General features: G+C 37.7%; 23 protein-coding genes. 17 read left to right on the top strand and 6 right to left on the bottom strand.

Translation table 11 applies throughout. The features are described from left to right. The first annotated feature begins 101 nt into the window (after positions 1–101). The 3 genes from priA to A1704_RS04955 all read left to right on the top strand — a co-directional run bounded on the left by priA (position 102) and on the right by A1704_RS04955 (position 6,196). The gene (priA, locus tag A1704_RS04965; RefSeq protein ID WP_062671017.1) at positions 102–2,549 is read left to right on the top strand and encodes a replication restart helicase PriA; all 2,448 of its coding nucleotides are present in this window, start codon (positions 102–104) and stop codon (positions 2,547–2,549) included. Positions 2,550–2,710: 161 nt separating this feature from the next. Further along, positions 2,711–4,180 carry a D-alanyl-D-alanine carboxypeptidase/D-alanyl-D-alanine endopeptidase gene (gene dacB / locus A1704_RS04960; RefSeq protein WP_062671015.1) on the top strand — a complete coding sequence of 490 codons (1,470 nt, stop codon included), beginning with the start codon at positions 2,711–2,713 and terminating at the stop codon, positions 4,178–4,180. An 84-nt stretch (positions 4,181–4,264) separates the two neighbouring features. Continuing rightward, complete coding sequence (locus tag A1704_RS04955; RefSeq protein WP_062671013.1) at positions 4,265–6,196, top strand: M1 family metallopeptidase; 1,932 nt, start codon at positions 4,265–4,267, stop codon at positions 6,194–6,196. 68 nt (positions 6,197–6,264) lie between these two features. Here the strand turns inward: A1704_RS04955 and A1704_RS04950 are convergent, their stop codons facing one another. Continuing rightward, entirely contained in the window at positions 6,265–7,143 is an 879-nt protein-coding gene (locus A1704_RS04950; RefSeq protein ID WP_062671011.1) for a cupin-like domain-containing protein, read from the bottom strand. 158 nt (positions 7,144–7,301) lie between these two features. On the opposite strand from A1704_RS04950, the gene kbl reads away from it, so the two are divergent. The 4 genes from kbl to gldG all read left to right on the top strand — a co-directional run bounded on the left by kbl (position 7,302) and on the right by gldG (position 11,685). Continuing rightward, positions 7,302–8,498 carry a glycine C-acetyltransferase gene (gene kbl, locus A1704_RS04945; protein ID WP_062671009.1) on the top strand — a complete coding sequence of 399 codons (1,197 nt, stop codon included), beginning with the start codon at positions 7,302–7,304 and terminating at the stop codon, positions 8,496–8,498. Positions 8,499–8,670: 172 nt separating this feature from the next. Further along, complete coding sequence (locus A1704_RS04940; RefSeq protein ID WP_062671007.1) at positions 8,671–9,222, top strand: CopD family protein; 552 nt, start codon at positions 8,671–8,673, stop codon at positions 9,220–9,222. A 59-nt stretch (positions 9,223–9,281) separates the two neighbouring features. Beyond that, positions 9,282–10,010, top strand: coding sequence for an ABC transporter permease (locus tag A1704_RS04935; RefSeq protein WP_062671005.1), 729 nt, complete (start codon positions 9,282–9,284; stop codon positions 10,008–10,010). A gap of 4 nt (positions 10,011–10,014) precedes the next feature. Continuing rightward, complete coding sequence (gene gldG, locus A1704_RS04930; protein ID WP_062671003.1) at positions 10,015–11,685, top strand: gliding motility-associated ABC transporter substrate-binding protein GldG; 1,671 nt, start codon at positions 10,015–10,017, stop codon at positions 11,683–11,685. Positions 11,686–11,770: 85 nt separating this feature from the next. Here gldG and A1704_RS04925 read toward each other — a convergent pair whose 3' ends face one another. The 3 genes from A1704_RS04925 to A1704_RS04915 form a co-directional block, all read right to left on the bottom strand. Beyond that, entirely contained in the window at positions 11,771–12,589 is an 819-nt protein-coding gene (locus tag A1704_RS04925; RefSeq protein ID WP_062671001.1) for a DUF2314 domain-containing protein, read from the bottom strand. A gap of 35 nt (positions 12,590–12,624) precedes the next feature. Beyond that, a complete protein-coding gene (locus A1704_RS04920) occupies positions 12,625–13,263 on the bottom strand; it encodes a hypothetical protein (protein WP_062671000.1) in 639 nt (212 codons plus the stop codon). 110 nt (positions 13,264–13,373) lie between these two features. Next, a complete protein-coding gene (locus A1704_RS04915) occupies positions 13,374–13,802 on the bottom strand; it encodes a DUF4268 domain-containing protein (RefSeq protein ID WP_062670998.1) in 429 nt (142 codons plus the stop codon). Positions 13,803–13,953: 151 nt separating this feature from the next. Between A1704_RS04915 and A1704_RS04910 the strand changes: the two genes are divergently transcribed. The 3 genes from A1704_RS04910 (at position 13,954) to A1704_RS04895 (ending at position 15,909) form a co-directional block, all read left to right on the top strand. Continuing rightward, entirely contained in the window at positions 13,954–14,361 is a 408-nt protein-coding gene (locus tag A1704_RS04910; protein WP_062670996.1) for an RrF2 family transcriptional regulator, read from the top strand. 281 nt (positions 14,362–14,642) lie between these two features. Further along, positions 14,643–15,530, top strand: coding sequence for a sulfite exporter TauE/SafE family protein (locus A1704_RS04900; protein WP_062670991.1), 888 nt, complete (start codon positions 14,643–14,645; stop codon positions 15,528–15,530). Between the two features lie 88 nt (positions 15,531–15,618). Further along, a complete protein-coding gene (locus tag A1704_RS04895) occupies positions 15,619–15,909 on the top strand; it encodes a putative quinol monooxygenase (protein ID WP_047376912.1) in 291 nt (96 codons plus the stop codon). A gap of 172 nt (positions 15,910–16,081) precedes the next feature. Here the strand turns inward: A1704_RS04895 and A1704_RS04890 are convergent, their stop codons facing one another. Together A1704_RS04890 and A1704_RS04885 are read right to left on the bottom strand one after the other, a co-directional pair. Continuing rightward, positions 16,082–17,374: a T9SS type A sorting domain-containing protein gene (locus A1704_RS04890; RefSeq protein WP_062670989.1), complete on the bottom strand. Its 1,293-nt coding sequence runs from the start codon at positions 17,372–17,374 to the stop codon at positions 16,082–16,084. A 197-nt stretch (positions 17,375–17,571) separates the two neighbouring features. Then, positions 17,572–18,378, bottom strand: a complete 807-nt coding sequence (locus tag A1704_RS04885; RefSeq protein WP_062670987.1) for a T9SS-dependent choice-of-anchor J family protein — start codon at positions 18,376–18,378, stop codon at positions 17,572–17,574. Positions 18,379–18,473: 95 nt separating this feature from the next. Here A1704_RS04885 and A1704_RS04880 point away from each other — a divergent pair, with 95 nt between their 5' ends. Genes A1704_RS04880 through A1704_RS04850 form a run of 7 tightly spaced genes read left to right on the top strand, consistent with a single transcriptional unit; the run spans position 18,474 to position 26,094 of the window. Further along, positions 18,474–20,579 (top strand): TonB-dependent receptor plug domain-containing protein, encoded by a 2,106-nt coding sequence (locus A1704_RS04880; protein WP_062670985.1) that lies wholly within the window; start codon positions 18,474–18,476, stop codon positions 20,577–20,579. Between the two features lie 16 nt (positions 20,580–20,595). Then, the gene (locus A1704_RS04875; RefSeq protein WP_062670983.1) at positions 20,596–21,711 is read left to right on the top strand and encodes an HmuY family protein; all 1,116 of its coding nucleotides are present in this window, start codon (positions 20,596–20,598) and stop codon (positions 21,709–21,711) included. 21 nt (positions 21,712–21,732) lie between these two features. Beyond that, positions 21,733–22,611 (top strand): heme/hemin ABC transporter substrate-binding protein, encoded by an 879-nt coding sequence (locus A1704_RS04870; RefSeq protein ID WP_062670981.1) that lies wholly within the window; start codon positions 21,733–21,735, stop codon positions 22,609–22,611. 16 nt (positions 22,612–22,627) lie between these two features. Continuing rightward, a complete protein-coding gene (locus A1704_RS04865) occupies positions 22,628–23,635 on the top strand; it encodes a FecCD family ABC transporter permease (RefSeq protein WP_062670979.1) in 1,008 nt (335 codons plus the stop codon). Then, entirely contained in the window at positions 23,635–24,408 is a 774-nt protein-coding gene (locus A1704_RS04860) for a heme ABC transporter ATP-binding protein (protein WP_062670976.1), read from the top strand. The genes A1704_RS04865 and A1704_RS04860 overlap by 1 nt, the downstream gene beginning before the upstream one ends. 2 nt (positions 24,409–24,410) lie before the next feature. Then, complete coding sequence (locus A1704_RS04855) at positions 24,411–25,061, top strand: class I SAM-dependent methyltransferase (protein ID WP_062670973.1); 651 nt, start codon at positions 24,411–24,413, stop codon at positions 25,059–25,061. 4 nt (positions 25,062–25,065) lie between these two features. Beyond that, positions 25,066–26,094, top strand: coding sequence for a hemin-degrading factor (locus tag A1704_RS04850; RefSeq protein ID WP_062670971.1), 1,029 nt, complete (start codon positions 25,066–25,068; stop codon positions 26,092–26,094). The last annotated feature ends 9 nt before the right edge of the window (positions 26,095–26,103 follow it).

Raw genomic sequence — 26,103 nt, 5'->3', positions numbered from 1 at the left:
TAGAATGCAGTTTCAGGTTTTTGGTTAAAGATTACTAAAGAATCTCCACAAAGTTGCAGTTCTCTCAGGAAAATTCTAATTTTACACTTTAAATATTTTCCTTGCAATACGCTCAAATTGTTTTACCCCTTAACCTGAAAGGATCTTTCACTTATAAAGTTCCTCAGGAAATGATGTCTGAAATCCAACCAGGAATGCGTGTTCTGGTACCGTTTGGCGGGAAGAAGATCTATACGGGAATCGTTTTTGAGCTTCATGATAATGCACCGGAAAACTTTGTAGCCAAGGAAGTCATCAGCATGCTGGATGATCAACCGATTCTTCCTCAGGAACAGATTGATTTCTGGAACTGGCTTTCGGAGTATTATTTGTGCAGCCTCGGAGAAATTTACAGGTTTTCGTTTCCTTCTTCTTTAAAACTGGAAAGTGAAACCTATTTAAAACTAAAACCAGGAGCCATTATAGATTTTGAAAATCTGGATGTTAACGAAATGTATCTGGTTCAGGCATTGGAAGTACGACAGCTGATCAATCTGACGGATATTGAAGCTTTTATTCCTAAAAAAGATATCATCAAAACCATCAATTCTCTTATTGATCTTCAGTATATTGAAATTGATGAGAAAATTGCTGAAAAGTATAAAGCCAAAGAAGTGGCTTACGTAAGAATTAATGATGAGGTTCTGGCCAATCAAAATCTTACGGATATTCTTTTAAAACTGAACAGAGCGCAGAAACAGAAAGATCTTTTCCTTCTTATTCTGGAAAAACAGACGGAACATCCGGATGTTCCCATCAAAAAATCTGAACTGTTTGAGGACGGTTATTTTGGAAGTTCCCACTTCAAACCTTTGGCAGACAAAGGTCTTGTGGAGGAATACTTTATGCAGAAAGACAGGATTGAAAGCTATGAAGGAGAAATCGAGGAACTTGAAGAGCTTTCCGAACAGCAGAAAATAGCAAAAGCTGAAATTGATGAAGCTTTTGAAGAAGGGAAGAATGTTCTGCTTCATGGCGTTACTTCATCAGGGAAAACCCATATCTATTTAGAGAAAATTGATGAGTGCGTCCGTGATGGAAAGAATGTTTTGTTTTTGCTTTCGGAAATTTCGCTTACCAAACAGATCACCCAGAGATTAGAAAAGAAGTATGGAAGACAGCTCGGTTTTTATCATCAAAAACTGACCGATTTTGAAAGGGTAGAAGTCTGGAGAAGAATTAAGCAGAACGACATCCGTATTCTGATCGGAACCCGTAATGCTTTGTTTTTACCTTACCGGAATCTTGGGCTTATTGTGGTTGATGAAGAACATGATTCTGCGTACAGACCAAGGGAAGTTTCCCCTTATTTTAATGCTAAAGACGCTTCTCTGGTTTTAGGCAGGCTGTATAACGCAGGAGTGATTTTGGGATCAGCTACCCCTTCTGTTGAAAGCTACTACAGTGCCAGGAAAGATAAGATGAAATACGTTTTCCTGAATGAAAGATTCGGGAATGTCAATCTGCCGGAATATGAACTGATCAATTTCAAGGAAGCTCAGGAATCTAAAAAGGTTTCAGGGAATTTTTCTCTGAAGCTTATCGAAGAGATTAAGAAAACGGTGGATGAAAAGAATCAGGCAATCGTTTTACACAATCGTCGTGGCTATTCCAATGTCATAGAATGTGAAAGCTGTGGCTATGTGAACTACTGCTCTAATTGTGATGTGGTCATGACGTATCACAAAGCGGCAAATGAAATGAAATGCCACTATTGCGGGCAAAGAGCTTCAAAACCGAAGACCTGCCCGAAATGTAATTCTGAAAAGCTGAATGAAAGAGGAGTAGGGGTAGAACAGATTCATGAAGAGGTTACCAAATTGTTTCCGGAAAATGAAGTAGACAGGATGGATGTAGACTCCATGCGCAAAAAATTCGCCTACGAAAAATTGTACGAGAAGATTGAAGACGGAGAAACAGATATTATTGTAGGAACCCAAATGATTTCCAAGGGACTGGATTTTGATCATATTGAACTGGTGACAATTCCTAAAGCGGATTCCTTATTATATGTACAGGATTTCAGAGCGGAAGAAAGAGCGTATCAACTGATCACACAGGTTTCGGGAAGGGCTGGAAGAGTCTCCGGAAAAGGGAGAATCCTTATTCAGACCTTTAATCCTGATCATTCCGTATTTCAGCTGATCAAGATGAATAATCCTGCGAAGATCTATAAATATATCCTTACCGAACGCCAGAAGTTCCATTATCCGCCTTTCACTAAGCTGATCATGATTGAATTGAAACACAGAAGAGAGGATAAAGCTGATCGGGCATCACAATTTCTGGGTTCTATCCTCAGAAAATATCTTCCTGAAGAATGTGTTTTAGGTCCGGAAAGAGCACCGATTGCAAAACTGAATAACTTCTATCAGTTCCAGATTATGCTGAAGCTTCCCCGTGGGAAAAACTATGAGAAATTCAAAAACATGGTTTTGATAAGTTTGAAAGAATTTGATGAAATCACTGCGTATCAAAGCATTAAAAAAGATGTTTTTGTTGATTTTTAACAATTTTTAACAAACTTTACACTCTTTTATAACGGGGCGGTGGTCCGTTATATAACAATAATTTCTACTTTTGGACGTTGATTAAGTGTTTGGCTCTTTTACTGAATGATTTAACCTTTCATTTTTTATAGAGTCAAAACTACAGAACAAAAAGAAGATAGATGGTAAATTTCAGAAAATATATTTCAAGTGCGGCGGTGTTGGCTTCTGGTCTTTTCCTGGCTCAATCTACCGTATCTACCGTTCTTTATTCCCAGAATTATGACAATCAGAAAAGCAGTTTAAACCTGCCTTCACCCGTTACCACGATGGTGGAGAAAACTGTTTTGTCAGCAAAAGAACTGGTAGACATTAATGTAAACACAATGATGGCGGATCCTGTGCTGAAAAATGCAACCTGGGGATTCGTAGTGTATGATCCTAAAACGAAGAAGGTAATCTCTTCGTACAACGAAAATACTCCTTTAGTACCTGCTTCTACTACCAAACTGCTTACAACGGAAACAGCATTAAATATGCTGGGTGAAAACTACCGTTGGATGACTCAGCTGGAGTACTCAGGAACAATAGATGAAAATGGAGTGTTGAATGGAAATCTTTATGTAATAGGAAGCGGAGACCCTTCTTTGGGAACCAACAAAGCTGGTGCAGCATCTTATAGAGATATTATTTCAGATTTCGTAGGCGGTGTTTCAAGAGAGGGAATCAAAAAGGTAAATGGTGATATTATCATTCAGACAGCGCTTTTCAAAGGCAATATTTCAGTGCTTCCGGAAAATGTTGTATGGTTGGAAAACAATAATTATTATCTGCCTGCAGGAAGTACCCGCGATATCAACCCGGCTAACGAAAAACTGATCGTTAAAAAAGGAGGTTTCTCTACAGAAAAAAAATTCTTCTACGTTTCTCCTTACAATCATCAGATGGTGTATGCTGATAAATACGAAGGAAACGGAGTTTTAACAACCAAACTTCCTGATGCACCGGCTTATCTTGCCAACTCTTTCAGAACAACACTGGTGAAAAGCGGAATTCCTGTTACCGGAAAAGTAACTCCGAAAATGACAGATGCTGCGCCGGAAAACAGAAAAATGCTTTCAGCGTATAAATCACCTACTTTAAATGATATTATTTATTATACCAACCAGCACAGTGACAATTCATTGGCAGAAGCTTTGCTGAGAACGGTAGGATATCAGAAAATGGGTGACCAGACTTCAGAATCCGGAAGAATAGTGGTGACTAATCACCTGAAAGATGCCGGTTTTGATATGGTTGGTCTTAACTATATAGATGGAAGCGGACTATCAAGAAGTAATAACGTAACCCCGATTTCCCAGGTGAAATTTCTTACTTCTCTGATGGATCAGAAATACTACAGATCTTATCTGACTTCTTTGCCTATCGGAGGACAATCCGGAACATTGAAAAGAATGTTCAATGCAGGAGGTAACGGACAGGTTTTTGCGAAAACAGGAACTTTGAACAAAGTAAAAACATTAGCCGGTTATCTGAAAACCAATTCAGGAAAAACGTTGGTTTTTTCTTTAATGGTGAATAACTATTCCGGATCAGTAGATATGGTGAAGAAAAGAATGGAAAAAATTCTTGAACCCGCATTAGATCTTTAAAATTTTTTTATTTTATATATTATAACAGCCTTTTAATCATTGATTAAAAGGTTTTTTTTTATATTTGATTAAATTTTTCTAAACATGACAAAATTGTACCTTTTGGTGTTGGGATTTCTATTTTCCCAACAGTTCTATAGCCAGAAGCAAGAACAAAACATTGATATGAAGGGACTCATTGAAAAAGAGAAAAAATCCTTCACTCAAAAAATGAATATCGGGAATATTAATCCCAATACCCTGAATTACGACCTGCAGTATCAGAGAATGGAAGTCAGCCTTGATCCTGCGGTGTATAATATTTCCGGTTCGGTAACTTCACATTTTAAACCTACTCAAAGTATGGGAAGCATCTATTTTGATCTTTCCAATTCGTTAACGGTTTCTCAGGTGAAATACCACGGAACTAACATTACAAGCTTTCAGCAGCTTCCTTCAAAAGAATTGAAGATTGATTTTCCGGCTTCCATTCCTGCCAATACACTGGACTCTCTTACCATTTATTATGCTGGAGCACCGTCCACAAGTAATGATGCATTCAAAACTGCTCTTCAGAGCGGAACTCCGGTACTTTCTACTTTGAATGAACCTTATGGAGCCCAGGACTGGTTTCCGACAAAGCAGAGTTTAAATGATAAAATTGAAAGATTTGATTTTAAAATTACAACTCCCTCAAACTACAGCGTGGCAGCCAATGGAAAACTGATGTCTGAGACTTTTCCTACTGGTGGCACTAAACTGACGTTCTGGAGAACAATGTATCCTACGCCGGCTTATCTGATTGCACTGTCGATTACCAATTTTGTTAAACTTACTGATACCATTGGAAATCCTCCGTTTCCTTTTGTCAACTATATCTATCCGTCCACAAATTCAAATGCAACGAGCATTGCGAATATCAACTGGACAAAGCAGGTAATGGATACTTTTGAAACCTATTTTGGGACTTATCCTTTCCGTAATGAAAAATACGGACACATGGAATTTATGTATGGTGGAGGAATGGAGCATCAGACCATGTCTTCCATGGGTGGATGGAGCAAGCAGCTGATTGCCCATGAGCTTACTCACCAGTGGTTTGGAGATAAAGTAACCTGTGGTGCATGGAATGATATCTGGCTGAATGAAGGTTTTGCAACTTTTGGAGAACACCTTGCCAATGAAAAACTATTGATGACCAATACAGAATTTTTGAATTACTTGCAAGGTCAATCTAACTACATTACTGCAAGTACAACAGGAACTGTGTATGTCCCGGATTCCGGACTTTCCAGCATCAACAGGATATTTGACAGCAGATTGTCTTATGCTAAAGGAGGATATGTTTTGAGAATGCTGAAGTGGATTTTAGGTGATGCTGCATTTTATCAGGCACTTAAAGATTATCATGCGAGGCCGAACCTGGCATACAACTATGTGCGTACAGCTGATTTTAATGCTTCTTTGCTTCAGTCTACCGGAAAAGACTTTACAGAATTTTTCAATGACTGGGTTTATGGCGAAGGATATCCTACTTACACCATCAAGTGGATGCAGGGCGGAAATCAGGCTTTATTTAAAGTTTCTCAGACGCAAAGCAGTGCTAACGTTAGCTTTTTTGAAATGCCTTTACCTATTAAAGTAACCGGAACTGCAGGTCAGACTGCTTATTTTGTTCTTAATAATACATCCAATAACCAAAGCTTTTTACAATCGGTAACATTCCCGATCGCAAGTGTTCAGTTTAATTATGAATACCAGATTCTTGAGAAGAACTCTACTGTTGTTCAGGATAATACATTAAGTGTTTCTTCTGTTGAGAAAGAAGAATTTGGTTTGTATCCGAACCCTGCAAAAAATGAAATTAATCTGAAAGGAATTAATAAGGCTATGGACTTTACGATTCATGCCATAGACGGAAAACTGGTAGGAAAAGGAACATATCATCCAGGTAAAGCGATTGGAATAGCAGAATTGGTTCCGGGAGCTTATTTCATTACGATTGATGAAAAGAATATTAAATTTATCAAACATTAAAATGAAAAACGGTAAAGTATGAATGATTACTTTTACCAAAATCAATCAAAATATCACAAAAGAAGCTTTCAGATTTGAAAGCTTCTTTGTTTTCTTGCTGCTCTGGCTCCCCTTTTTCTGGCGGTTTTCACTTTATACTCAAACCATTTTTCTTTGAACACTTTTCTCATGAGATTATCAAAATGTCTGGTAATGACCAGATTTTTAAATCCACGCCATTTTTCAAGGGCACTTGACGGCAGCGCTCTTACTGATATCGAATAACCTTCCGTGTCATATTGAATATAATGCCACCAGCCGGAAGGAATATAAAGGGTTTCGCCAGGATGAATGACAGCTTCATAGCCATTTAAATAAAGTAGCGCCGGATATTTTCTGTAATCTGGATTTTTAATTTGAGCCAGACTGTGGAAGTTGTAGGGGAGTTTATACATGAAGTCAGACTGTTCCCACGGGAAGAGCCAGATTCTTTTGATTCCCTGAAATTGTGTGATAAAAACATGGGACATGTCAATATCAATATGATTTCTGGTGACAGAACCTTCTCCTCCAAAAAACATAAAGGGCAGCCATTTCAGTATTTTACCATTCGTTACATCATTGTAGATGAGATCATTCTTCAATTCAGGTTTTATTTTTAATAAATTAAATAAGAAAAGCCTGTGTTCAGTGGGAGCAGATTGGATGAGATCCAGATATTCTGAAAATGTAGTCTGTGCAATAGGATCACTGGCCACTCTGTCCAGGGAATCAAGCTCACTGCCGTAGATATTCACCATATGATCTCCTGCAACTTCTTTGAAATACTCATAATTCCACTTTTTGAAAGCTGGACTTTCCGGATGCACAAAGTCTTCAATAATAACCGGAACTCCTGGCTTCATATAGTTTTTGATAAAGGTTTCTGAACTGATCATCTTTATTTTTTGTACCGGCTTTAATCTCATGCATTAAAATTTTAAACAAATATAAATATTATCCTACTAAATTTATAGACTAATAATGTTAAAACTGAAATCTATATTCATTTTTTAGAATTAAGCATATAAAAGGTTTTATTTTACTGCCTTTTTAGTAAATTAGCACATCTAAAAAATTACTAAAAATGATCTCTGAAAAATACCTTCAACATTTACAGAACGAACTTCAGAATATTGAGAATGACGGACTTTACAAAAGAGAAAGAATTATCACTTCTCAGCAGAGCGCAGAAATAGAAGCGAACGGAAAAAAGCTTTTGAACTTCTGTGCGAACAATTATCTGGGATTATCCAACCATCCGGAAGTGATGAAAGCTTCTCAGGAAATGATCCAATCTCACGGATACGGAATGTCTTCTGTACGTTTTATCTGCGGAACACAGGATATTCACAAGGATTTGGAGAAAAAAATTGCTGATTTCTTAGGTCTTGAGGATACTATTCTTTACGCAGCAGCATTTGATGCCAACGGAGGTGTTTTTGAGCCATTGTTTACAGAAGAAGATGCTATTATTTCAGATGAGCTGAATCACGCATCAATCATTGATGGTGTTCGTTTGTGTAAAGCAGCGAGATACAGATATAAAAACAATAATATGGCTGATCTGGAAGCTCAGTTGATTGCAGCTTCTGAAAAAAATCACCGTTTTAAAATCATCGTTACGGACGGAGTATTTTCAATGGACGGTATCGTAGCAGACTTAAAAGGAGTTTGTGACCTTGCCGATAAATATGATGCCTTGGTAATGGTAGATGATTCTCACGCAACAGGTTTCATCGGAAAAACAGGTCGTGGAACTCACGAAGCTAATGAAGTAATGGGTAGAGTAGACATCATTACTTCTACTTTAGGAAAAGCTTTAGGAGGAGCTTTAGGAGGATTTACTTCCGGTAAAAAAGAGATCATTGATATGCTGAGACAGCGTTCAAGGCCTTATTTATTCTCCAACTCTCTGGCACCGGGTATCGTAGGAGCTGCTTTGAAAGTATTGGATATGATTTCTGATGATACTTCTCTCCGTGATAAAGTAATGGAAAATGCAGAATATTTCAGAACGGAAATGAAAGCAAAAGGTTTTGATATTCCTGATGGAGATGCTGCCATTGTTCCGGTAATGCTTTACGATGCACCACTTTCTCAGAAAATGGCTGAAAAGCTTATGGATGAAGGCATCTACGTTATCGGATTCTTCTATCCTGTGGTACCGAAAGGAAAAGCAAGAATCAGAGTACAGTTATCAGCTGCTCACACCAGAGAACATTTGGATAAAGCGATTGCTGCTTTTGAAAAGGTTGGAAAAGAATTAGGAGTGATCTCTTAATCGTTGAATGAGTAACAGCAATGAAAATATAATGTTCGGCTCGGGCAGCTTTGCTGCCCCGAGCCGAACTATTTTTTATATAAAATCTATTTTACTTATATTTTCCTGATCAAAAGAAATTTATTTTTAACAATTATATAATAAGCTTATCTTTGCTGTTAATTTTTTCTGAATGCTTTACACAATAATCAAAGCGCTGCACATTATTTTTATGGTAAGCTACTTTGCGGGAATTTTTTATCTCGTGAGGATTTTCGTATACTATAAAGATACCGATGAATTTCCGGAAGAAAAAAAGAAAATTCTGAGAGAGCAGTACACTTTTATGGCCAGAAGGCTGTGGAATATTATCACCGTTCCTGCGGGGATAATCATGGCAGTTTGCGGATTGGTCATGATCTTTTTAAATACCGGGCTGATGAAAATGCCGTGGTTTCATTTGAAACTGACCTTCCTGATCGGGCTTGCCATCTACCATTACTGGTGCTGGAAAAAAGTCCTTCATTTAAAAGAATTACATGGAGATACACTGCCGATTGCCAATATCAAACTGAGACAGGCGAATGAAATTGCAACGTTCATTCTGTTTCTGGTGGTATTTACCGTTATATTAAAATCAATGGTGATCGAATACTGGTGGCAATTAATTGCAGGATTTTTCGTTCTTGTATTTCTGATTATGATGACAGTGAAACTGGTTAATAAAAATAAAAAAAACAAATAATTGTACAGTAGGGCGTATGTCTTGAAACATGCATCCTTTTTACATCTTACAAAAAAACTATGATTGCAATTTTAAAGAAAGAACTTTGGAGTTACTTTGGAAACTGGAGTGCATGGGTGATCATTGCCGCTTTCAGTTTGATAGCGACTCTTTTTCTGTTCTTTTTCGACAACGATTCTAATATTTTTGAGATTGGAATGGCCTCATTGCAGAGCTATTTCGTATTGGTTCCATGGCTGTTAATGTTTATCATCCCCGCCCTTTCCATGAAAACTTTTGCGGAAGAACAGCAAACCGGAACATTAAACTGGCTTTTCTCACAACCGTTAAAAGTTTCAGAACTGGTAACAGGTAAATTCCTTTCCGTATGGATTGTAGGAATTTTATGTCTTATTCCATCATTAATTTATCTTTATACGGTATATGTTTTGGGAGTTCCTGCAGGAAATATTGATCTGGGAATGACTTTCGGAAGCTATATCGGACTGATTATCTTAATTGCAGCATTTTCAGCAGTGGGAATTCTTGCTTCCTCTCTCTCTCAGAATCAGATTATGGCTTATCTGCTGGGTGTTTTTATGTGTTTCATTATGTATTTTGGTATCGAGCAGCTGGCGAGCTATAAACTATTGGGAGGTGCAGATTTTATCCTGCAGAATATTGGCTTCTATCAGCATTTCTTAGGCTTCACAAGAGGACTTATTGATGCTAAAGATGTGGCATATTTTGTACTTGTCATCGGCGCTTCATTAGTATTGGCTAATCATTTTATTAACAAAAAGAAGTAGAAGTATGAAGAAGTTCAATGCTAAATCTCCACTGGGAATTTCCTTAATTGCAATTGTTCCTTTGGTTATTATCCTGACCTATTCGGGAATCAGATTAGACTTAACAAAAGAAAAAAGATATACCCTTTCTGATAACACCATCAAAGTACTGGAGTCTGTTAAAAAGCCTCTGACGGTTGAAGTGTATCTGGAAGGAGACTTTCCGGCAAGTTTCAAACAGCTGCAAAGCGAAACGAAATTCATGCTGGAAGAATTCAGAAAAATTAATCCGAAGATTGATTTTAAATTCATCGATCCGATTAAAACAAAAATGTCTCAGGACACTTTGATGGCCATGGGAATGCAGCCGTCTATTCTTCCGGATGTAAAAGACGGGAAAATCTCACAGATCACGCTTTTCCCTTACGCTGTGATTAAATATGGAAATGACGGGGTTTCTATTCCTTTAGTGGTTCAGCAGGCCGGAATTGATGCCGATCAGCAGCTGACAAGATCGATTGAAGGACTGGAGTACAATCTTGTTTCCAATATTAAAAATATTGCAGCTGCCAAGAGAAAGAAAATCGGGATTCTTGTCAACCACGATGAATTGAATCCGGATGAATTCCAGGGATTTGTACAATTGGCAATGGAAAACTATGATGCAGGACCTATCATTCCTAAAAATCAGACTGAACTTTCACTGGAAGATGTTCCGCTATTAAAGCAGATGAGTGCTTTGGTGATTGCAAAACCAAGAAAAGCTTTTACAGATAATGAAAAAGTAATTCTGGACCAGTACATCATGAACGGAGGGAAAACCCTTTGGATGATTGATGCCGTAAATGCTGAAATGGATACGTTAACAAGATCCAAAAAAGTAATGCCTTTCCCTGTCGATATCAATATGACAGACTTCTTTTTTAATTACGGACTGAGAATCAATCCAGCGTTGGTAAAAGACGTTAAAAAGTTTGCCCTGTTAAGGCTGGTTACAGGAGAAGTGAGTGGAAATCCTCAGTACACAAGCTTACCCTGGCCTTATTATCCGCTTGGAATTGCCGAAAATAATAATCCGGTTACAAAGAATATCAACCCTGTAAAATTTGAATTCCCGACTTCTATTGATACTTTAGGAGGAAGAAAGAATATCAAAACAAAAGTCCTTTTCGAATCGAGTGAAAGAACTTTATTGAAACAGGTTCCTAATTATGTGGATCTGAAGGAAATTGCAAGCGTAGACAGTCTTGGACAAATGGAGAAACCAAGTACACCGAAGATCTTCGCTGTTGCATTGGAAGGAAAATTCAATTCTGCCTATGCATCGAGAATTGAGAGAAAATCGTACCCTGGATTCAAAACCTCCAGCCCGGAAAACAAAATGATCGTGATTGCAGACGGAGATGTAGGAAGGAACAAAGTAATCAAAGGAAAACCACTTCCATTAGGGGTAGATCTGTTAACGAACGAACAGTTTGGAAACGAACAGTTTCTGAGAAATGCTTTAGATTATCTTCTTGATGACAGCAATCTGATGGAACTGAGAAACAGAAATATTGAAGAAAGACTTCTCGACAGGCAAAGAATCACTGAAGAGAAATCGAGCTGGCAGTGGATCAATTTACTGCTTCCACTAGCTATTATTGGTCTTATCGGAGGACTGTTTTTCTGGCTAAGGAAAAAGAAATTTGGATAAAACATAAAAAATTCCGGAAGATTTTCTTCCGGAATTTTTATTTTGACAACTTTATTATTGAGTTGTAACCATCTTAATTAATAATTTACCCTTCCAATACAGGAATAAGGTGTTCCCAGTTCAGCTGTTTTGCATAATCCAAAGCTGTTTTTCCTTTTTTAGACTGGATATTTTTATCCGCTCCGGCTTCTAAAGCAACTTTTACAGTGGTTAGATTCCCGGCAATGGTTTCTTTGTGAAGAAGCGTCAGTCCGTCTTCATCGGTTTGGGTAAGTTCATCCGGATATTGTTGTAAAAACTTTGCAAATTCTTCCTTCATATTTTTACTCATCGGATGTTCAATAAGATTTTCCGGATTTTCTTTCTGGTTATTCACAACGAGGATATCATTAAAGTCTCCGAAATCCAGCTGCCAGGCATTATCGTGTTCTTTTCTTTCTGCATCAGACATGTCAGCACGCATTTTCTGGATGGTAAACCCTCCGTAAGCTTTCGGAAGTGGAGAAGATGATGATGAAAATAGCTTGGAAAGTCCCTTGGGTTTTTGTACACTCGGAGTGATGGCAAAAAGCCAGTCGCTGATATTGCTTAAAGGGATTTCCACATAATCACCCACCTGGATGCTCTTAAGGCTGTTAGGTTCATTAATCAAATATCCTCTCACGTGATCTCCGTCAAAGAATATTTCATTAATCCACATATGTTCTACCAGGCTTTCTCCGGTTTCTTCATCCTGTTCTTCAAAAGCCGTTTTAACGCACGATACATTAAGTCCGGGAATGATTCTTCTGTATTCCCAGGACTGTTCGCGCCAGAAATACTTAAAGGTTTCCTGAGCTTTTCTGTAAGCTTTAATCATTTCCGGATCATTTCCGTCTGCAAAAAAGATGGGATTCTCTTCCATTTAATAATTAGGTGTGGTGTGTTAAAGAATATAGATTACTGCTGATAGGTTTCTTTAGGGAGTAAGGCAGCTGTTTTGTAATAGCTGATGTCGCTAGGGATCTGTGCCTGAAGGTTGTGGAAAGTGTCATAATCATAATGAATCCAGTTTTCTTCATTGTCCGGGTCGGGTGTTTTATCTACAGCCAGTTCCAGTTTTCCGTCTTCCTGATAGCTGCATTCTATGGCAGCATATTTTTCACCGCTTTCGTCGTTGGTATACCAGCATTTTATGGTTCTTTCAAGCTGTGGTTGATGGGTTTCGTTATCGATAACCTGTGAACAGATAAAATTTTCAGGATCTTCTGTTTTAAAAACAGTTTTAGAAATTAAAGGCAGTTCATCTACGGATAAGGAATACAATTTATTGGTAGAAATAATAAAGCCCTCGGTGGTTTCTTTTTTTTCAATATCAAAAAAGTCAGACTTTTCTTTAAGATAATTGACTACCTGAGTTTCGTCTTCTTCGTCACTTAAAAAATAATTGATGTTATAAACACTGTCTTCGTTAATAAATTCAATTTCTTTCAGGAAATCGGAACCTTCCTCATAATAATACAGATGATATTCGCTCAGCTTCACAGCATTACTTTTGGAGATGATCTCTCCAAAAATGTTTTTGTACACTTTTCTCATTTTTAATCATGTTAGTTTGTTTCATCTATTAGTTTAAGTGGTAGGGCAAAGATAAGTTTTCTTTTTTATCTTAACCTGAAGTGTAAAGTAGTATTTATTTCGTAAGTATTCTATATATCCTTTATAAAATCCTCATATTCGTAGTAAAACCTTTCAAAACCGTCCATTTTGTCCACAAAGAATTCAAAAATTTCTTGCCAGGTGTTTTTGTTAAAAATAGAAACATTATGTTTTTCAACCCATATCCTGCTGATGACCTTACCGTTTTCAAGGGTGAAATATTCTTCTTTCTGAAAATCTCCAATAAAATCTTTTAAAATATCTTCCAAAGACCAGATCTTCTCGTAATAAGCGTTTCGGAAGATTTCATCTTTCATTTCGATATCCAGAGAAACTTCTGCTTTTTTGTTGTCGGCAGAAAATTTAAATGCCATGTCCTTGATTTTGGTATCATAAAGAATCCATTTTCTGGGAAATGATCTTCCAAAAGCTGTCCAAAATTCCTTTTTTAATTGCTGTGCCTCTTGTTTACTGAACATAGCGCAAACATAATGATTTAATAGGAGAAAGGCAAAAGTGTGGTACCTAAAACCGTAAAATTACGGATAGACAAACTTACCTTTTTATTCGTTTATTATTCCTGTTTTCAGGTTTTTTCAAATATTAAACAATTTTCGTATTTTTGCTCTAATGCTTTCAAAAAAATCTCAATATGCGTTTAAGGCGCTTTCATATCTTGTAGAAAAAAGAAATGAAGGTCCGATTCTTATTTCTGAAATTGCGGAACATAAAAAGATTCCTTTAAAGTTTTTGGAAAACATCCTTCTTGAACTGAAAAAAGCGGAAATTCTCGACAGTAAAAAAGGAAAGGGTGGAGGATACTTTTTCAAAGAAAGTCCGGAAAATGTGAAACTGGCAAAGATCATCCGTCTTGTAAACGGCCCTATTGCAATGCTTCCCTGTGTAAGTCTCAATTTTTATGAAAAATGTGATGACTGCAATGAAGATCACTGCGGGCTTCATGATGTCCTGATAGAAGTTCGCGATGCCTCTCTGAATATTCTGGAAAGTAAAACTTTAATGGATCTGGTAGATTAACCTGATCCTTTTTTTTGAATTAATAGTCTACTTGTTTTGTAGGATAAATATTTTATCAGATATTTGCACTACTTCAAATGAATAAACTATGATTTCAAAAGAAGAGGTAACCGAATTACAAAAGCTTACGCCCTCTATTACCGCCGTGCATTCCGTGGCTGCATGTATTATATCCGGAAATATTTCCTCGCACAGAACTACAGAGAACATCCCAACTTTAAATGCCTCAGTTGTCAATGACGCCCCGATGCTGAAGGAGTATGGATTAAAACACTTGTAATATGGTGATTTCAAGAAAAATTCAGGTAAGGTTGAATGTCCTTTTGGTGACAGCTGCTATTATATCCATTGCTGTTTTTTCCATGTACGAACTCGGATATCTGGAAGAACTGCAGACCATTCTGGCAAAAGATAATTATATTTTTTACTGGATGCTTCTGGTAGGTGTTTTTGCTGAAATTGTTGCAGGTTCCATGGGAATGGGATATGGTGTTATTTGTACTACAACCCTTATGCTGCTCAATATTCCACCACATATTGTAAGCGCAAGTATTCATTCTGCGGAAAGTTTTACCACCGCCGCAGGAAGTCTCAGCCACATTAAATTGAAAAATGTAAGCAAAAGTCTTGTGAAAAAGCTCGCCATTCCGGCTGTTATTGGTGCTGTTATTGGTGCAGTATGTCTTACTTATCTGGGAGAGTATTATGCGAAGATCACGAAAACACTCATTGCTTTTTACACTTTATACCTCGGATTCCAGATTCTATCAAATGCATTTAAAGAAAAACAAAGCAAAGCCCTGAAAAGAAAAACCAATCTGACCAGGCTGGGTGTGATAGGAGGCTTTATAGATTCCTTTGCAGGAGGAGGCTGGGGACCTTTGGTAACCGGAACATTGATTAAAAATGCTTTCACTCCAAGATTTGCCGTAGGAAGCTCTACAGTGGCCAAATTTATTCTTACCATCACGGCTGCCGTTACCTTTTTCTTTACCCTGGGAATCCAGCACTGGAATATCATTCTCGGGCTTTTGATCGGAGGAATTGTGACCGCTCCTTTTTCAGCAATGCTTACTGCCAGGCTTCCTGTGAAGAAAATGTTTGTGATTATCGGAACTCTGGTGATTGTGATGAGTTCTATAACTATTTATAAATCAGTTTTTAATTAAAAATTACACTTGGTGTGGAAAAATAAAAGGGCTAAAAAGATATTTGGTTTTGAAAATATTTTACTTTTACATCACTAAATATTAGAACATGAATTTACATATCATTGCACTTTTTAAGTTTAATGAAAATTATCTGATGGACGCTGTAGAGCTGTTTCAGAACCTTGTGAAAGAAACAAGAAAAGAAGAAGGCTGTCTGCAGTACGATCTTATTGAAGATAAAGATAATAAAGGAACTTTCTTCCTGATCGAGCTTTGGGAAAGTGTAGAACATCATAACAGGCATAACGGTCAGGATCACCTTTTGGATTTCCGTAAGGATGCTTCCAAAATTATGGAAAGTTCTGCAGAAGTTTATAAAGGATTTAAAATATATTAATGGTATTGAAGGGTTTAAAGATTTAAAAATTTAATGATTTAAAGAAGAATCTTATATAACTATTTGTTTTTTATATTTTTAAGTTCTTTAATGAAGAAAAAATAAAAGGCGGTTTCAACAATCTGAAACCGCCTTTTTATTAGAAAAAATAGAAAGTATTAAAATAGAAAGTTTATTTCACGATAAGCTTTTTCGTCTCCGAATGACCACCGTAAGTAATTTTTACAAGGTAATTTCCTGATGGAAGTGTAGAAAGGTTCAGGTCCTGCTTGTAGAATCCTGCCTGGTTTGTAAGTTCATCCGAATATACCTTTTTCCCGGTAAGGTCATAGACCTCTACATTTCCCTTATTACCTGTTTTTTCTTTAACATCAAAAAGAACCGTTACTTTTTTATCCGCAGTAGCTGGATTAGGATAAATACCGAATGATGCTTTTTTTCCAACTTCAGTAATTCCTAACGTTTCCGTGATCTTTTTGTATTTGAAATACATATTTCCTGTACTGGCACCACCATTGGTAGTAAAGTACATTCTGTAGTAATCATTTCCTTTTTTGACGTAGTAGACCACATCATTTTTCACTGTCCCGATCCCTTTCCATGAATGTCCTACTGTGGTAATAGCAGATGAGAAACTTGCATTAGCAGGAATTGCATACGATTCTGTTTGCTGTGTTTCAGGCTGAACCATTGCCACTTTTACGTTCGGACTTTGAATCGCTCCGGAAAGCGGGTACATCTGCACACCCATATAGAACGTGTAATATTTGGTGAATACGAAATCCCATGCCGTTCTGGAAGGCTCAAGATTGGGAACTTTTTCTCCGGTATCAAATGAGAAATAGTTGAAATATGAATCATCTGTTCCATTGGCGATGGTTCTGGTTTCTGTAGCTCCCCATGAAGTCCCATTCCATTTTGAATATCTGAAGGTATATCCTGCAAAAGCATCTTCAATGGCAAACTTGATATAGGTTCCTGAAGCATATTTTAAAACAAAAATTGCTTTCCCCTGAATGTGGTGGTTCACCGGGTTATAAACGCCCCAGCCGGTTGAAGGAATATTGGGGTTTGGAGAGGTTACTGGTCCCTGTTCAAAAGCGCCCTGGCTCCAGTCAGTGGTCTGGTCCGGATTATAAAGAGGATCGCCCCATGAAGCTTCATTGCTGATGCTGATGTTATCCCAGTCTGCTAAGTTGGTTGATGCAGTGAATACTTCAATATCTTTAGCATCATTGACTCTTGATCCGAACGCATAGTTTGAGTTCCTATAAAAAGCAATATCCCACGTATTGGCTGGCTGAGAAACCATATTACCATCTGCAAGGTTCACAAACACGCGGTTTTGATATCCGCTTCCCATGGTCATATTGACCTGTGAATATCCCAACGCGTCAGTCTGCGCCAAAACAGTCTGCTGAACAGACAGTGCCAGTACTGATGCCAATAATAGTTTTGTTTTCATAATTTATTTTTTAAATCCTTATTTAGAATGATTCCACAAAATTATATAATTATTTTTAATCAGTCTAAATAAAAACATGATTTTTATCGTGTTTTTATTTTAATCACTACCAGAAAATAATAAAAATCAAAGCATAGAAAAGCCGGTAAGAACAGTCCTACCGGCTTTAATAAAGGCCAATAATAGTCTGATGAACCTTATTTTTTAATGAATTTTGATTGAATGAATTTTCCTTCTGCTGTTTCAATATTCATATAATATACTCCTGTCTGAAGTGTGCTGATATCAAATCTTTGTCCGTTCAGTTTACCTTCCGCTGCTTTTTGTCCTGCTGCAGAATAGATCTGAATGTTTTTAGGATCTTTTTTGGCAATGAATTCTATTGCAGACTGATCAGAATTTAAGGCAAATCTGAAATTTTCTGTCGATTTATTGTTGTCTGATACGCCTAAAGAAGCAGTTGTATTATACACTACATTATCTATCTGGATTGCTACGTGAGTAGCAGTAGGAGTGAACTTAAATACAATGTATGAGCCTGTGGATGCCGGAATATTAACACTGATATTCTGTACTGTACCAATAACCGATACATTGATAGGGCTTCCTACAGGAACGAATGTTGACATGTCTGCAGGGTTGGAGGCTACTCCTATCTGAATGCTTCCCGGACCAGGAGATGGAGATACCAGGGTAGTATCAAAAGTCAGAGTTTTATTTCCTGTTGGAGTCTCAATCTGCGGCGTAATCAGATAAGAAGAACCTGTTGCATTGTTTCCTGCATACGACTGAACGAATCTGTTGGAATCTCCTGCTACAATCATTCTTGGAGGTACAGGAGGAAACTCACCGGTTATTGGTGCAACGATGGCAGACCATCCAAACTGAGGGAAAGTAGTATTCCCAGCGGTAAAATTGTTGAAATTTTCATTGATGTTAGATACCTGAGCATTCGCCGTTAAGGCTGTAAACATCAGAGCTCCTAAAAGTAATTGTAATTTCATGAGATTATTTTTATTTAGAATTATTACACAAAAATATATAATTATTTTTAATGAGTCTAAATAAAGTTTTATATTTGCTGAAAATTTGTACCCTTATGAAGAAGAAAGTGCTTTCCGTTCTATCGTTATCCGTGGCCTTATGGGTAAATGCACAAGAAAAGGATTCTCTTAATCAAAAGAAAATTGAAGAAGTTGTTATTACAGGACAGTATATGCAACAGTCCATTAACAAATCGATATATAAGGTTGATGTTATTGATGCAGAACAGATCAAAAATATGGCAGCAACGAATGTTGCTGAGGTTCTGAATCAAAGTCTGAATATACAGATCACTCCGGATACGCGTTCAGGAAATTCCACCGCCAACATCATGGGACTTAACGGAGACTATGTGAAAATCCTTATAGACAATATACCGGTAGTAGGGGATACAGGACTGGGAAGTAATATAGACCTTACCAAAATTACTCTAAGCAATATCGAAAGAATAGAAATTGTAAAAGGAAGTATGGGGGTTGAATATGGAAATGGTGCCGTTGCCGGGGTTATCAACATTATTACCAAAAAAAACAGTACAAAAAAGATCAGTGTTAGAGGTTCGATACAGGAAGAAACAGTAAGGGACAACTATGATCTTAAGAAAAGAGGAAACGGAAGGCATATTCAGAACCTTAATGTAGATTATAACATCAGCAATGAATGGTTTGCCAGTATCAATTTCAACCATAATCAGTTTATGGGATATGAAGGAGAAAGCAAAGGCTACAAATATTTCGGGCAGGATAACCAGAGAGGGTATGAATGGAACCCGAAAGATCAGTATGATGCGTCTGCTTTATTAAGATATACCAAAAATAAAACGACATTCTTTTACAAGTTATCTTATCTTGACGAAAAATTCAATTTCTATAATCCGGAAGTAAACAGAAATCCTCTTAATGATGGATTGGGCGGTGTTTCGTATGAAAGCAGAGACAGAAGATATAACACCGATCGATGGATTCACCAGTTCAATATTCAGACTAATCTGGGACATATCCGATACATGGGAGACTTCTCGTATCAGAACCAGGATAGGAAATACTACGACTATAATTACGATATCCCGAACAGACAAATCAAAAGCCGTCAGGAAGAAAAGTCTTATTATAAGACCGATGTCATCTATTCAAGAGGGATGTTCAGCAACTTCCTCGACAGCAAAGTTTTTGATTTCCAGTTAGGGTATGAATTAGACTATACCAATGGCTATGCCGCTTTAATTGCCGGAGATTTCTTCGGTGAGGCGGTAAAAAGAAAGATCTTCACCTATTCCAATTTCCTTTCTGCAGAATGGAATGTGTCAGACAAATTCTCTTTAAGACCGGGAGTAAGACTTTCTCTTAGCGAAAACTTTAATAATCAGTACAACTATTCTTTATCAGCAAGATATAAAACCTCTGAGAATTCAAACCTTAGAGCAGTTGTGGGATCGGCTAACCGCTTCCCAAAATATGACGAGTTGTACACCTATTTTGTGAATCTTAATCATGATGTACAGGGAAATCCGGACTTGAATCCTGAAAAAGGATTCTCTGCAGGACTTTTCTGGAATCAGAACTTTTCAGCAGATAATGGATGGAAGATCGCTTATGGAGTAGACGCATTATACCTTGATGTACGTGACAGAATTGAAATGGTGATGATTAAAGAGCCGTCCACCTACAAATATATGAACCTTAATACCTATAAAAATCTACTATTCTCCGCTAATGTAGATTTCAGAAAAGATCAGTTTGTCCTGTCTTTAAGAGGATCAGTAAACGGAACTTCCGTATCGATGATTGATTTGAAATCTTCTTCCCCAACAGACTTTCAGTATCTGCTACAGGCAGGCGCTTCAGCAACTTACAAACTGAAAAGTACCGACACCAATTTTGCCCTTTACTACAAATTCACAGGTCCGGACAGAATTTATGTATCCGATGGAGCTAATGACTTCCGTCTTGGAAAAATAGATAGTTTCCATATGATGGATTTTATTGTGAGCCAGCCTTTCTGGAATAAGCATTTTGAAATTTCTGCAGGAGTGAAAAATATATTTGATGTCACAAGATTAAACTCTACGGCAGTGGCCGGTTCAGCTCATACAGCTGCCAATGGGTTTGTTAATTTATATTATGGCAGAAGCTATTTTGCCCGATTAATGTTTCAATTTTAAATAATAAGTTACGATTATGAAGTATTTAAAAATAATATCTGTTCTTTCCATCATGGCAGCCACACAGTCTTGTCTTTCTGCAGACGAAGATCCGGTTTCGGTTCCGCCTATGACGGGATCTGAAGTAAGTGTGCCAATTGGCGGCCCTACAGAACCTAACCAGGTTTGGATCGATTTAAGTGACTACACCAATCCGGCGGTCAACAGCAGGACAGACTGGGATCTTGGTTTTTACAGCGGCGATGCCTACAGAGTGATCATGAACGGATCTCTTGCCATGACGGTGGTCAAAATACCCAACGCATCAGACATCAGTAAAGTAAAGGAAGCTGATATTTCAAGTTTAAAAGATATTGCTCAGGTAGGAACATTTGATGCTGCCAATATGAAATATGTTGACAATCCTAATGGTGACTTCCTGAATCAGACTTCAGGAATTGATGCCATCAAAGAAAATGATGCGGATAATCCTGTGTATCTGATCAATCTCGGGAGAGAGATACCTTCTGCTGCCAATATCGGGGCAGGTTCAGTTTCATTGTCCGGTGATCCGAGAGGATGGAAAAAAATTCAGATCCTGAGAGCTCAGAATGGATACAAAATCCGTTATGGTGATGTGAACGCAGCAGAAGCAGACATCAAAGAATATATCATTACAAAAGATACAGAATACAGCTTCTCATTCTTCAATCTGAAAACAGGAACCCCGATAAAAATTCAGCCAAAGAAAAAGAAATGGGATCTGGCATTCACAACATTTACCAATGAAGTTTTCATGGGACCTACAACCAGTGCAGGTAGCTATTTTTATGCAGATTTTGTAACAACCAATACTTTGAATGGAGTAGGTGCTTACCAGGTAACGGTTACAGGAAATCTTGATGCTGCTTACAATGCATTTAAACTAAAAGATGTAGAGTCTTCAAAATTTGTTTTCAATGACCAGAGGGCTATCGGGGATAAATGGAGAACCACTACCGGTACAGCATCCAATCCTGTTCCTTTTGTGTATGCAGACCGTTTTTTTGTATTGAAAGATGCTGAAGGCTTTTATTTCAAGCTGAGATTCAATACCATGAAAAATACAAAAGGAGAAAGAGGATACACCAATTTTGAATTCGAACCTTTATAAATAATCAAATAATAGTATATCATGAAAAAATTCATCCTTGCAGCTTCTGTTCTTGTAGCAGTATATTCTTGCAAAAAAGCAGAGACAGGAGCAAAAGAAAATACAACAGAAGCCAGTTCAGAAGCACCCAAAACCAACAATAAAATAGTAACATTAAACGGAGGAATTACTGAAATCGTAGCTGCTTTAGGTCACGAAAAAGAAATCGTAGGAACTGATGTTACCAGCACCTATCCTGCTTCATTAAAAGCTACAGCGAAAGATTTAGGACACATGAGATCAATGACAATTGAACCGATCATGGCTGTAAACCCAACATTGATTCTGGCTTCTGATAAAGATATCAATCCGGAATTAATGGAGAAAATCAAATCCTCAGGGATTCAAACCGAAGTTTTCAAACAGGAATATACGGTTGAAGGAACTAAAAAACTGATCGAGCAGGTAGCAAAAGCTATAGGAAATACAGATTATCAGAAACTAAACGATAAAATTGATGCTGACCTTAAGCAGGTACAGCCTATCGCTAAAAAACCAAAGGTTTTGTTCATCTACGCAAGAGGAAATATGCTGATGGTGAGCGGTAAAAACACACCAATGGCTTCATTGATCACCCTTGCAGGAGGAGAAAATGCAGTAACCGATTTTGAAGATTTCAAACCATTGACACCGGAAGCCGTTGTAAAAGCTAATCCTGATGTATTATTCTTCTTTGAAACCGGTTTACAGGGAGCAGGAGGAAACGAAGGTGCGCTAAAAATGCCGGGAGTATCTCAGACCAATGCAGGTAAGAACAAGAAAATCATTGCAATGGACGGAGGTTTAGTATCAGGTTTTGGACCAAGAGTAGGAGAAGCAGCAGTAGGATTAAACAAACTTTTAATTGAAAGCACCAAGTAAATTATACTTTTATCTAATGATAAGTGCGGTACTGCTTGCCATTATAGCAGTACTGTCACTTAATATAGGAGTTTATGATTTCGGAGAAAACTCTCCGTTCAGGGCTCTGTGGCAATTTATAAAAGAAGATCCCGGTTTATCGCTGAGTGATAAATATGTGATCTGGGACGTAAGAGCAGCCAGGATTATCATGGCCATTTTAGTGGGAAGTATGTTGTCGGTTTCCGGGACGAGCCTTCAGGGACTTTTCAAGAATCCTCTGGCAACCGGAGATTTAATAGGACTTACATCAGGAGCAACATTGCTGGCAGCCATTGCGATTGTTTTAGGAGGACATTTCAAAGAATATCTTCCTGAAGCTGTACAATTTTCACTGGTAGGAATAGCCGCTTTTATCGGTTCTTTTTTATCCATGATGCTGGTCTACAGAATTTCAACAAGCGGAGGGAAAACCAATGTAGTGATGATGCTGCTTACCGGAGTTGCCATTACAGCTATCGGGTTTTCGATAACCGGATTTTTGATCTATATTTCAAAAGATGAACAGCTCAGAGATCTTACTTTCTGGAATCTGGGAAGCCTGGCCGCAGCAACATGGACGAAAAATATCATTCTCGCCATTGTGATCACCATCGCCTACATCATTTTATTACCCAAAGGAAAAGCCTTAAATGCAATGATGCTGGGAGAAAAAGATGCACAGCATCTGGGAATCAATGTGGAAAGACTGAAAAAGCAGATCATCATCACCGTGGCATTAATGGTGGGAACCTGCGTGGCATTTTCAGGAACAATTGGTTTTGTAGGGCTTATTGTACCTTATATTTTAAGGCTTTTATTCAAATCCAATTATGTTTTTATTTTGCCATTATCGGCAATGTGCGGAAGCATTTTGTTATTAACGGCAGATACCTTCAGCAGAAGTATTGTGGCACCGTCAGAACTGCCGATAGGGATTTTAACAGCCTTAATGGGAGGCCCTATTTTTATCGCTATTTTGGTTAAATTTAAAAAATCACTGTAATGATCAAGGCACATCAGATTAATTATCAACATAAAGAATTCCGGATTCTGGACGGGGTAAATGTCTCACTGGAATATGGTGAATTCCTGGCCATTGTGGGACCCAATGGAGCAGGAAAATCAAGTCTTCTGAGCGTATTGGCAGATGAAGTGAAATCCGGAAATAACAAAGTTCTGTTTAAAGATAAACCCATCAGAGAATGGAATATCCGGGAACTTTCTAAACACAAAGCCAAGTTCTCGCAGCATAACAGCAATGATATTCCGCTTGAAGTGAAGGACGTGATCATGATGGGAAGATATCCTTATTTTGATGCCCAACCAGGAAAAGAAGATCTTGAAGCCATGAACAATATGATGTACGAAACCGATATTTTTCATCTCAAAGAAAGAGAATACAATACCCTTTCGGGAGGAGAAAAGCAGCGTGTACATCTGTCAAGAGTGATGGCACAGCTTGAAAATGGAATTGCCCATAAACTGGTTTTTCTGGACGAACCGTTGAATAATTTAGATATAAAACATCAGTACAAAGCATTGGAAATTATCAAAAATTTCACCAAAAAAGCCAACAGTGCTATTGTTGTTTTGCATGATCTGAACCTTGCTGCACAGTTTGCAGATAAGATTTTATTAATGAAATCAGGACAAGTCTCTGCCTATGGAACTCCACAGGAAGTTTTTACTGAAGAAAATATCAGCAATGCCTATAACTTCCCCTGTACCATCTGCGGACACCCTATTACGAATAACCCAATGATCATTTTTGGATAACCATGGAAAAAGAAGAACTCAAAATCCTCGCACAGAATCTTGCCAATCCTCAGGGTGAAAAAGGCATCGAGATTGGTGAAATGATGAATGCCACTAACATCAGCATGACGTTAGAGAGCATCAAAACACTTGTGATTGATGACGGCCAGCAAATCCTTGAAATAGGACACGGAAATGCCGCACACCTGAAAAGTATCATGAGCCTTGCCAAAAACCTGAAATACACAGGGATTGACATTTCTGAAACCATGCACAATGAAGCCAAAAGGCTCAATAAAGAATTTGAAAGCCAGGCAGAATTTGTTTTATACGAAGGGAATAAGCTTCCTTTTAAAGATGAAACTTTTGATAAAATATTTACCGTAAACACAGTTTATTTCTGGGAAAATCCGGTTGAATTTCTAAACGAGATTTATAGAGTTTTAAAAGATGACGGAACATTTGTTCTTACATTCGGACAAAAAGAATTCATGGAAAAGCTTCCATTTACAGAGTACGATTTCACTCTGTACAGCAACAGTGAAATGGAAGAAATGATTTCTAAAAGCCGTTTTAAGAGAATGAAAACTTCTGAAAGAGAAGAAGAAATAAAAAGTAAAACAGGAAACGAAACCATACGAAGAATTTATACAATTTTAACCATAAAAAAGTAAAGTAATGAGCACATTAGTTAATGATTTAAAGGAAAAATGGGAAGCTCTGAAAGCAGAAAATCCACATATCAGAATAAGAAATGCAGCAGCACAGTTAGAAGTAAGTGAGGCAGAATTATTGGCAACAAGCATAGGAGAAGGAGTAACTGTCCTGAACCCGGATTTCCAGGGAATCCTTACAGAAGCTGAACAGTTGGGAAAAGTAATGGCGCTTACCCGTAATGATGAATGTGTTCATGAAAGAAAAGGGACTTATCTGAACGGAGATTTCAGCAGTCCTCATGCACAGCTTTTTGTGGGTGAAGATATTGATCTCAGAATTTTCCTTAACCACTGGAAATTTGCTTTTGCAGTACTGGAAGGAGAGAAGAAAAGTCTTCAGTTTTTCGGAAAAGATGGTCTGGCACTTCACAAGATTTATTTAACAAAAGACAGTAATGAAGCTGCTTTCGATGTGATCGTAGAAAAGTTTAAAGCAGAAGATCAGAATCAGGCATTGGCTTTTGAAGCAATCGCTCCAAAACAGATTGAAAAAGCAGATTCAGACATTGATGTAGAAGGCTTTAAAAAAGCATGGACAGAATTGAAAGACACCCATGATTTCTTCATGATGACCAGAAAATATGGAGTAAGCAGAACGCAGGCATTAAGATTGGCTCCGGAAGGATTTGCTAAGAAAATTGATAATGCGAAAGTGGTGAATATCCTTGAAGATGCTTCTGAAAAGAACGTTCCGATCATGGTTTTCGTTGGAAACAGAGGGATTATCCAGATCCACACAGGAAATGTGAAGAAAACACTTTGGCACCAGCAATGGTTCAATGTGATGGATCCTGATTTCAACTTACATCTTGACGTAACGAAAATTGCAGAAGCGTGGATCGTGAAAAAACCGACTGAAGACGGAGAAGTAACCGCTATCGAAGTATTCAACAAAGAAGGAGACTTTATCGTTCAGTTCTTCGGAAAAAGAAAACCTGGAATTCCTGAGCTTCAGGAGTGGAAGGACCTTGTAGCAGCTTTAGAGAAATAATAATTAGAT

Origin of the sequence: Chryseobacterium cucumeris (genome assembly GCF_001593385.1) — a bacterium.
In the GTDB taxonomy this organism is placed as follows: domain Bacteria; phylum Bacteroidota; class Bacteroidia; order Flavobacteriales; family Weeksellaceae; genus Chryseobacterium; species Chryseobacterium cucumeris.
This window is presented reverse-complemented; position numbering and strand designations above follow the sequence as displayed.

Coding starts and splice junctions, on each gene's coding strand:
- dacB (WP_062671015.1), top strand. CDS start 2,711: ATGGTAAATTTCAGAAAATATATTTCAAGTGCGGCGGTGTTGGCTTCT.
- A1704_RS04955 (WP_062671013.1), top strand. CDS start 4,265: ATGACAAAATTGTACCTTTTGGTGTTGGGATTTCTATTTTCCCAACAG.
- A1704_RS04950 (WP_062671011.1), bottom strand. CDS start 7,143: ATGAGATTAAAGCCGGTACAAAAAATAAAGATGATCAGTTCAGAAACC.
- kbl (WP_062671009.1), top strand. CDS start 7,302: ATGATCTCTGAAAAATACCTTCAACATTTACAGAACGAACTTCAGAAT.
- A1704_RS04940 (WP_062671007.1), top strand. CDS start 8,671: ATGCTTTACACAATAATCAAAGCGCTGCACATTATTTTTATGGTAAGC.
- A1704_RS04935 (WP_062671005.1), top strand. CDS start 9,282: ATGATTGCAATTTTAAAGAAAGAACTTTGGAGTTACTTTGGAAACTGG.
- gldG (WP_062671003.1), top strand. CDS start 10,015: ATGAAGAAGTTCAATGCTAAATCTCCACTGGGAATTTCCTTAATTGCA.
- A1704_RS04925 (WP_062671001.1), bottom strand. CDS start 12,589: ATGGAAGAGAATCCCATCTTTTTTGCAGACGGAAATGATCCGGAAATG.
- A1704_RS04920 (WP_062671000.1), bottom strand. CDS start 13,263: ATGAGAAAAGTGTACAAAAACATTTTTGGAGAGATCATCTCCAAAAGT.
- A1704_RS04915 (WP_062670998.1), bottom strand. CDS start 13,802: ATGTTCAGTAAACAAGAGGCACAGCAATTAAAAAAGGAATTTTGGACA.
- A1704_RS04910 (WP_062670996.1), top strand. CDS start 13,954: ATGCTTTCAAAAAAATCTCAATATGCGTTTAAGGCGCTTTCATATCTT.
- A1704_RS04900 (WP_062670991.1), top strand. CDS start 14,643: ATGGTGATTTCAAGAAAAATTCAGGTAAGGTTGAATGTCCTTTTGGTG.
- A1704_RS04895 (WP_047376912.1), top strand. CDS start 15,619: ATGAATTTACATATCATTGCACTTTTTAAGTTTAATGAAAATTATCTG.
- A1704_RS04890 (WP_062670989.1), bottom strand. CDS start 17,374: ATGAAAACAAAACTATTATTGGCATCAGTACTGGCACTGTCTGTTCAG.
- A1704_RS04885 (WP_062670987.1), bottom strand. CDS start 18,378: ATGAAATTACAATTACTTTTAGGAGCTCTGATGTTTACAGCCTTAACG.
- A1704_RS04880 (WP_062670985.1), top strand. CDS start 18,474: ATGAAGAAGAAAGTGCTTTCCGTTCTATCGTTATCCGTGGCCTTATGG.
- A1704_RS04875 (WP_062670983.1), top strand. CDS start 20,596: ATGAAGTATTTAAAAATAATATCTGTTCTTTCCATCATGGCAGCCACA.
- A1704_RS04870 (WP_062670981.1), top strand. CDS start 21,733: ATGAAAAAATTCATCCTTGCAGCTTCTGTTCTTGTAGCAGTATATTCT.
- A1704_RS04865 (WP_062670979.1), top strand. CDS start 22,628: ATGATAAGTGCGGTACTGCTTGCCATTATAGCAGTACTGTCACTTAAT.
- A1704_RS04860 (WP_062670976.1), top strand. CDS start 23,635: ATGATCAAGGCACATCAGATTAATTATCAACATAAAGAATTCCGGATT.
- A1704_RS04855 (WP_062670973.1), top strand. CDS start 24,411: ATGGAAAAAGAAGAACTCAAAATCCTCGCACAGAATCTTGCCAATCCT.
- A1704_RS04850 (WP_062670971.1), top strand. CDS start 25,066: ATGAGCACATTAGTTAATGATTTAAAGGAAAAATGGGAAGCTCTGAAA.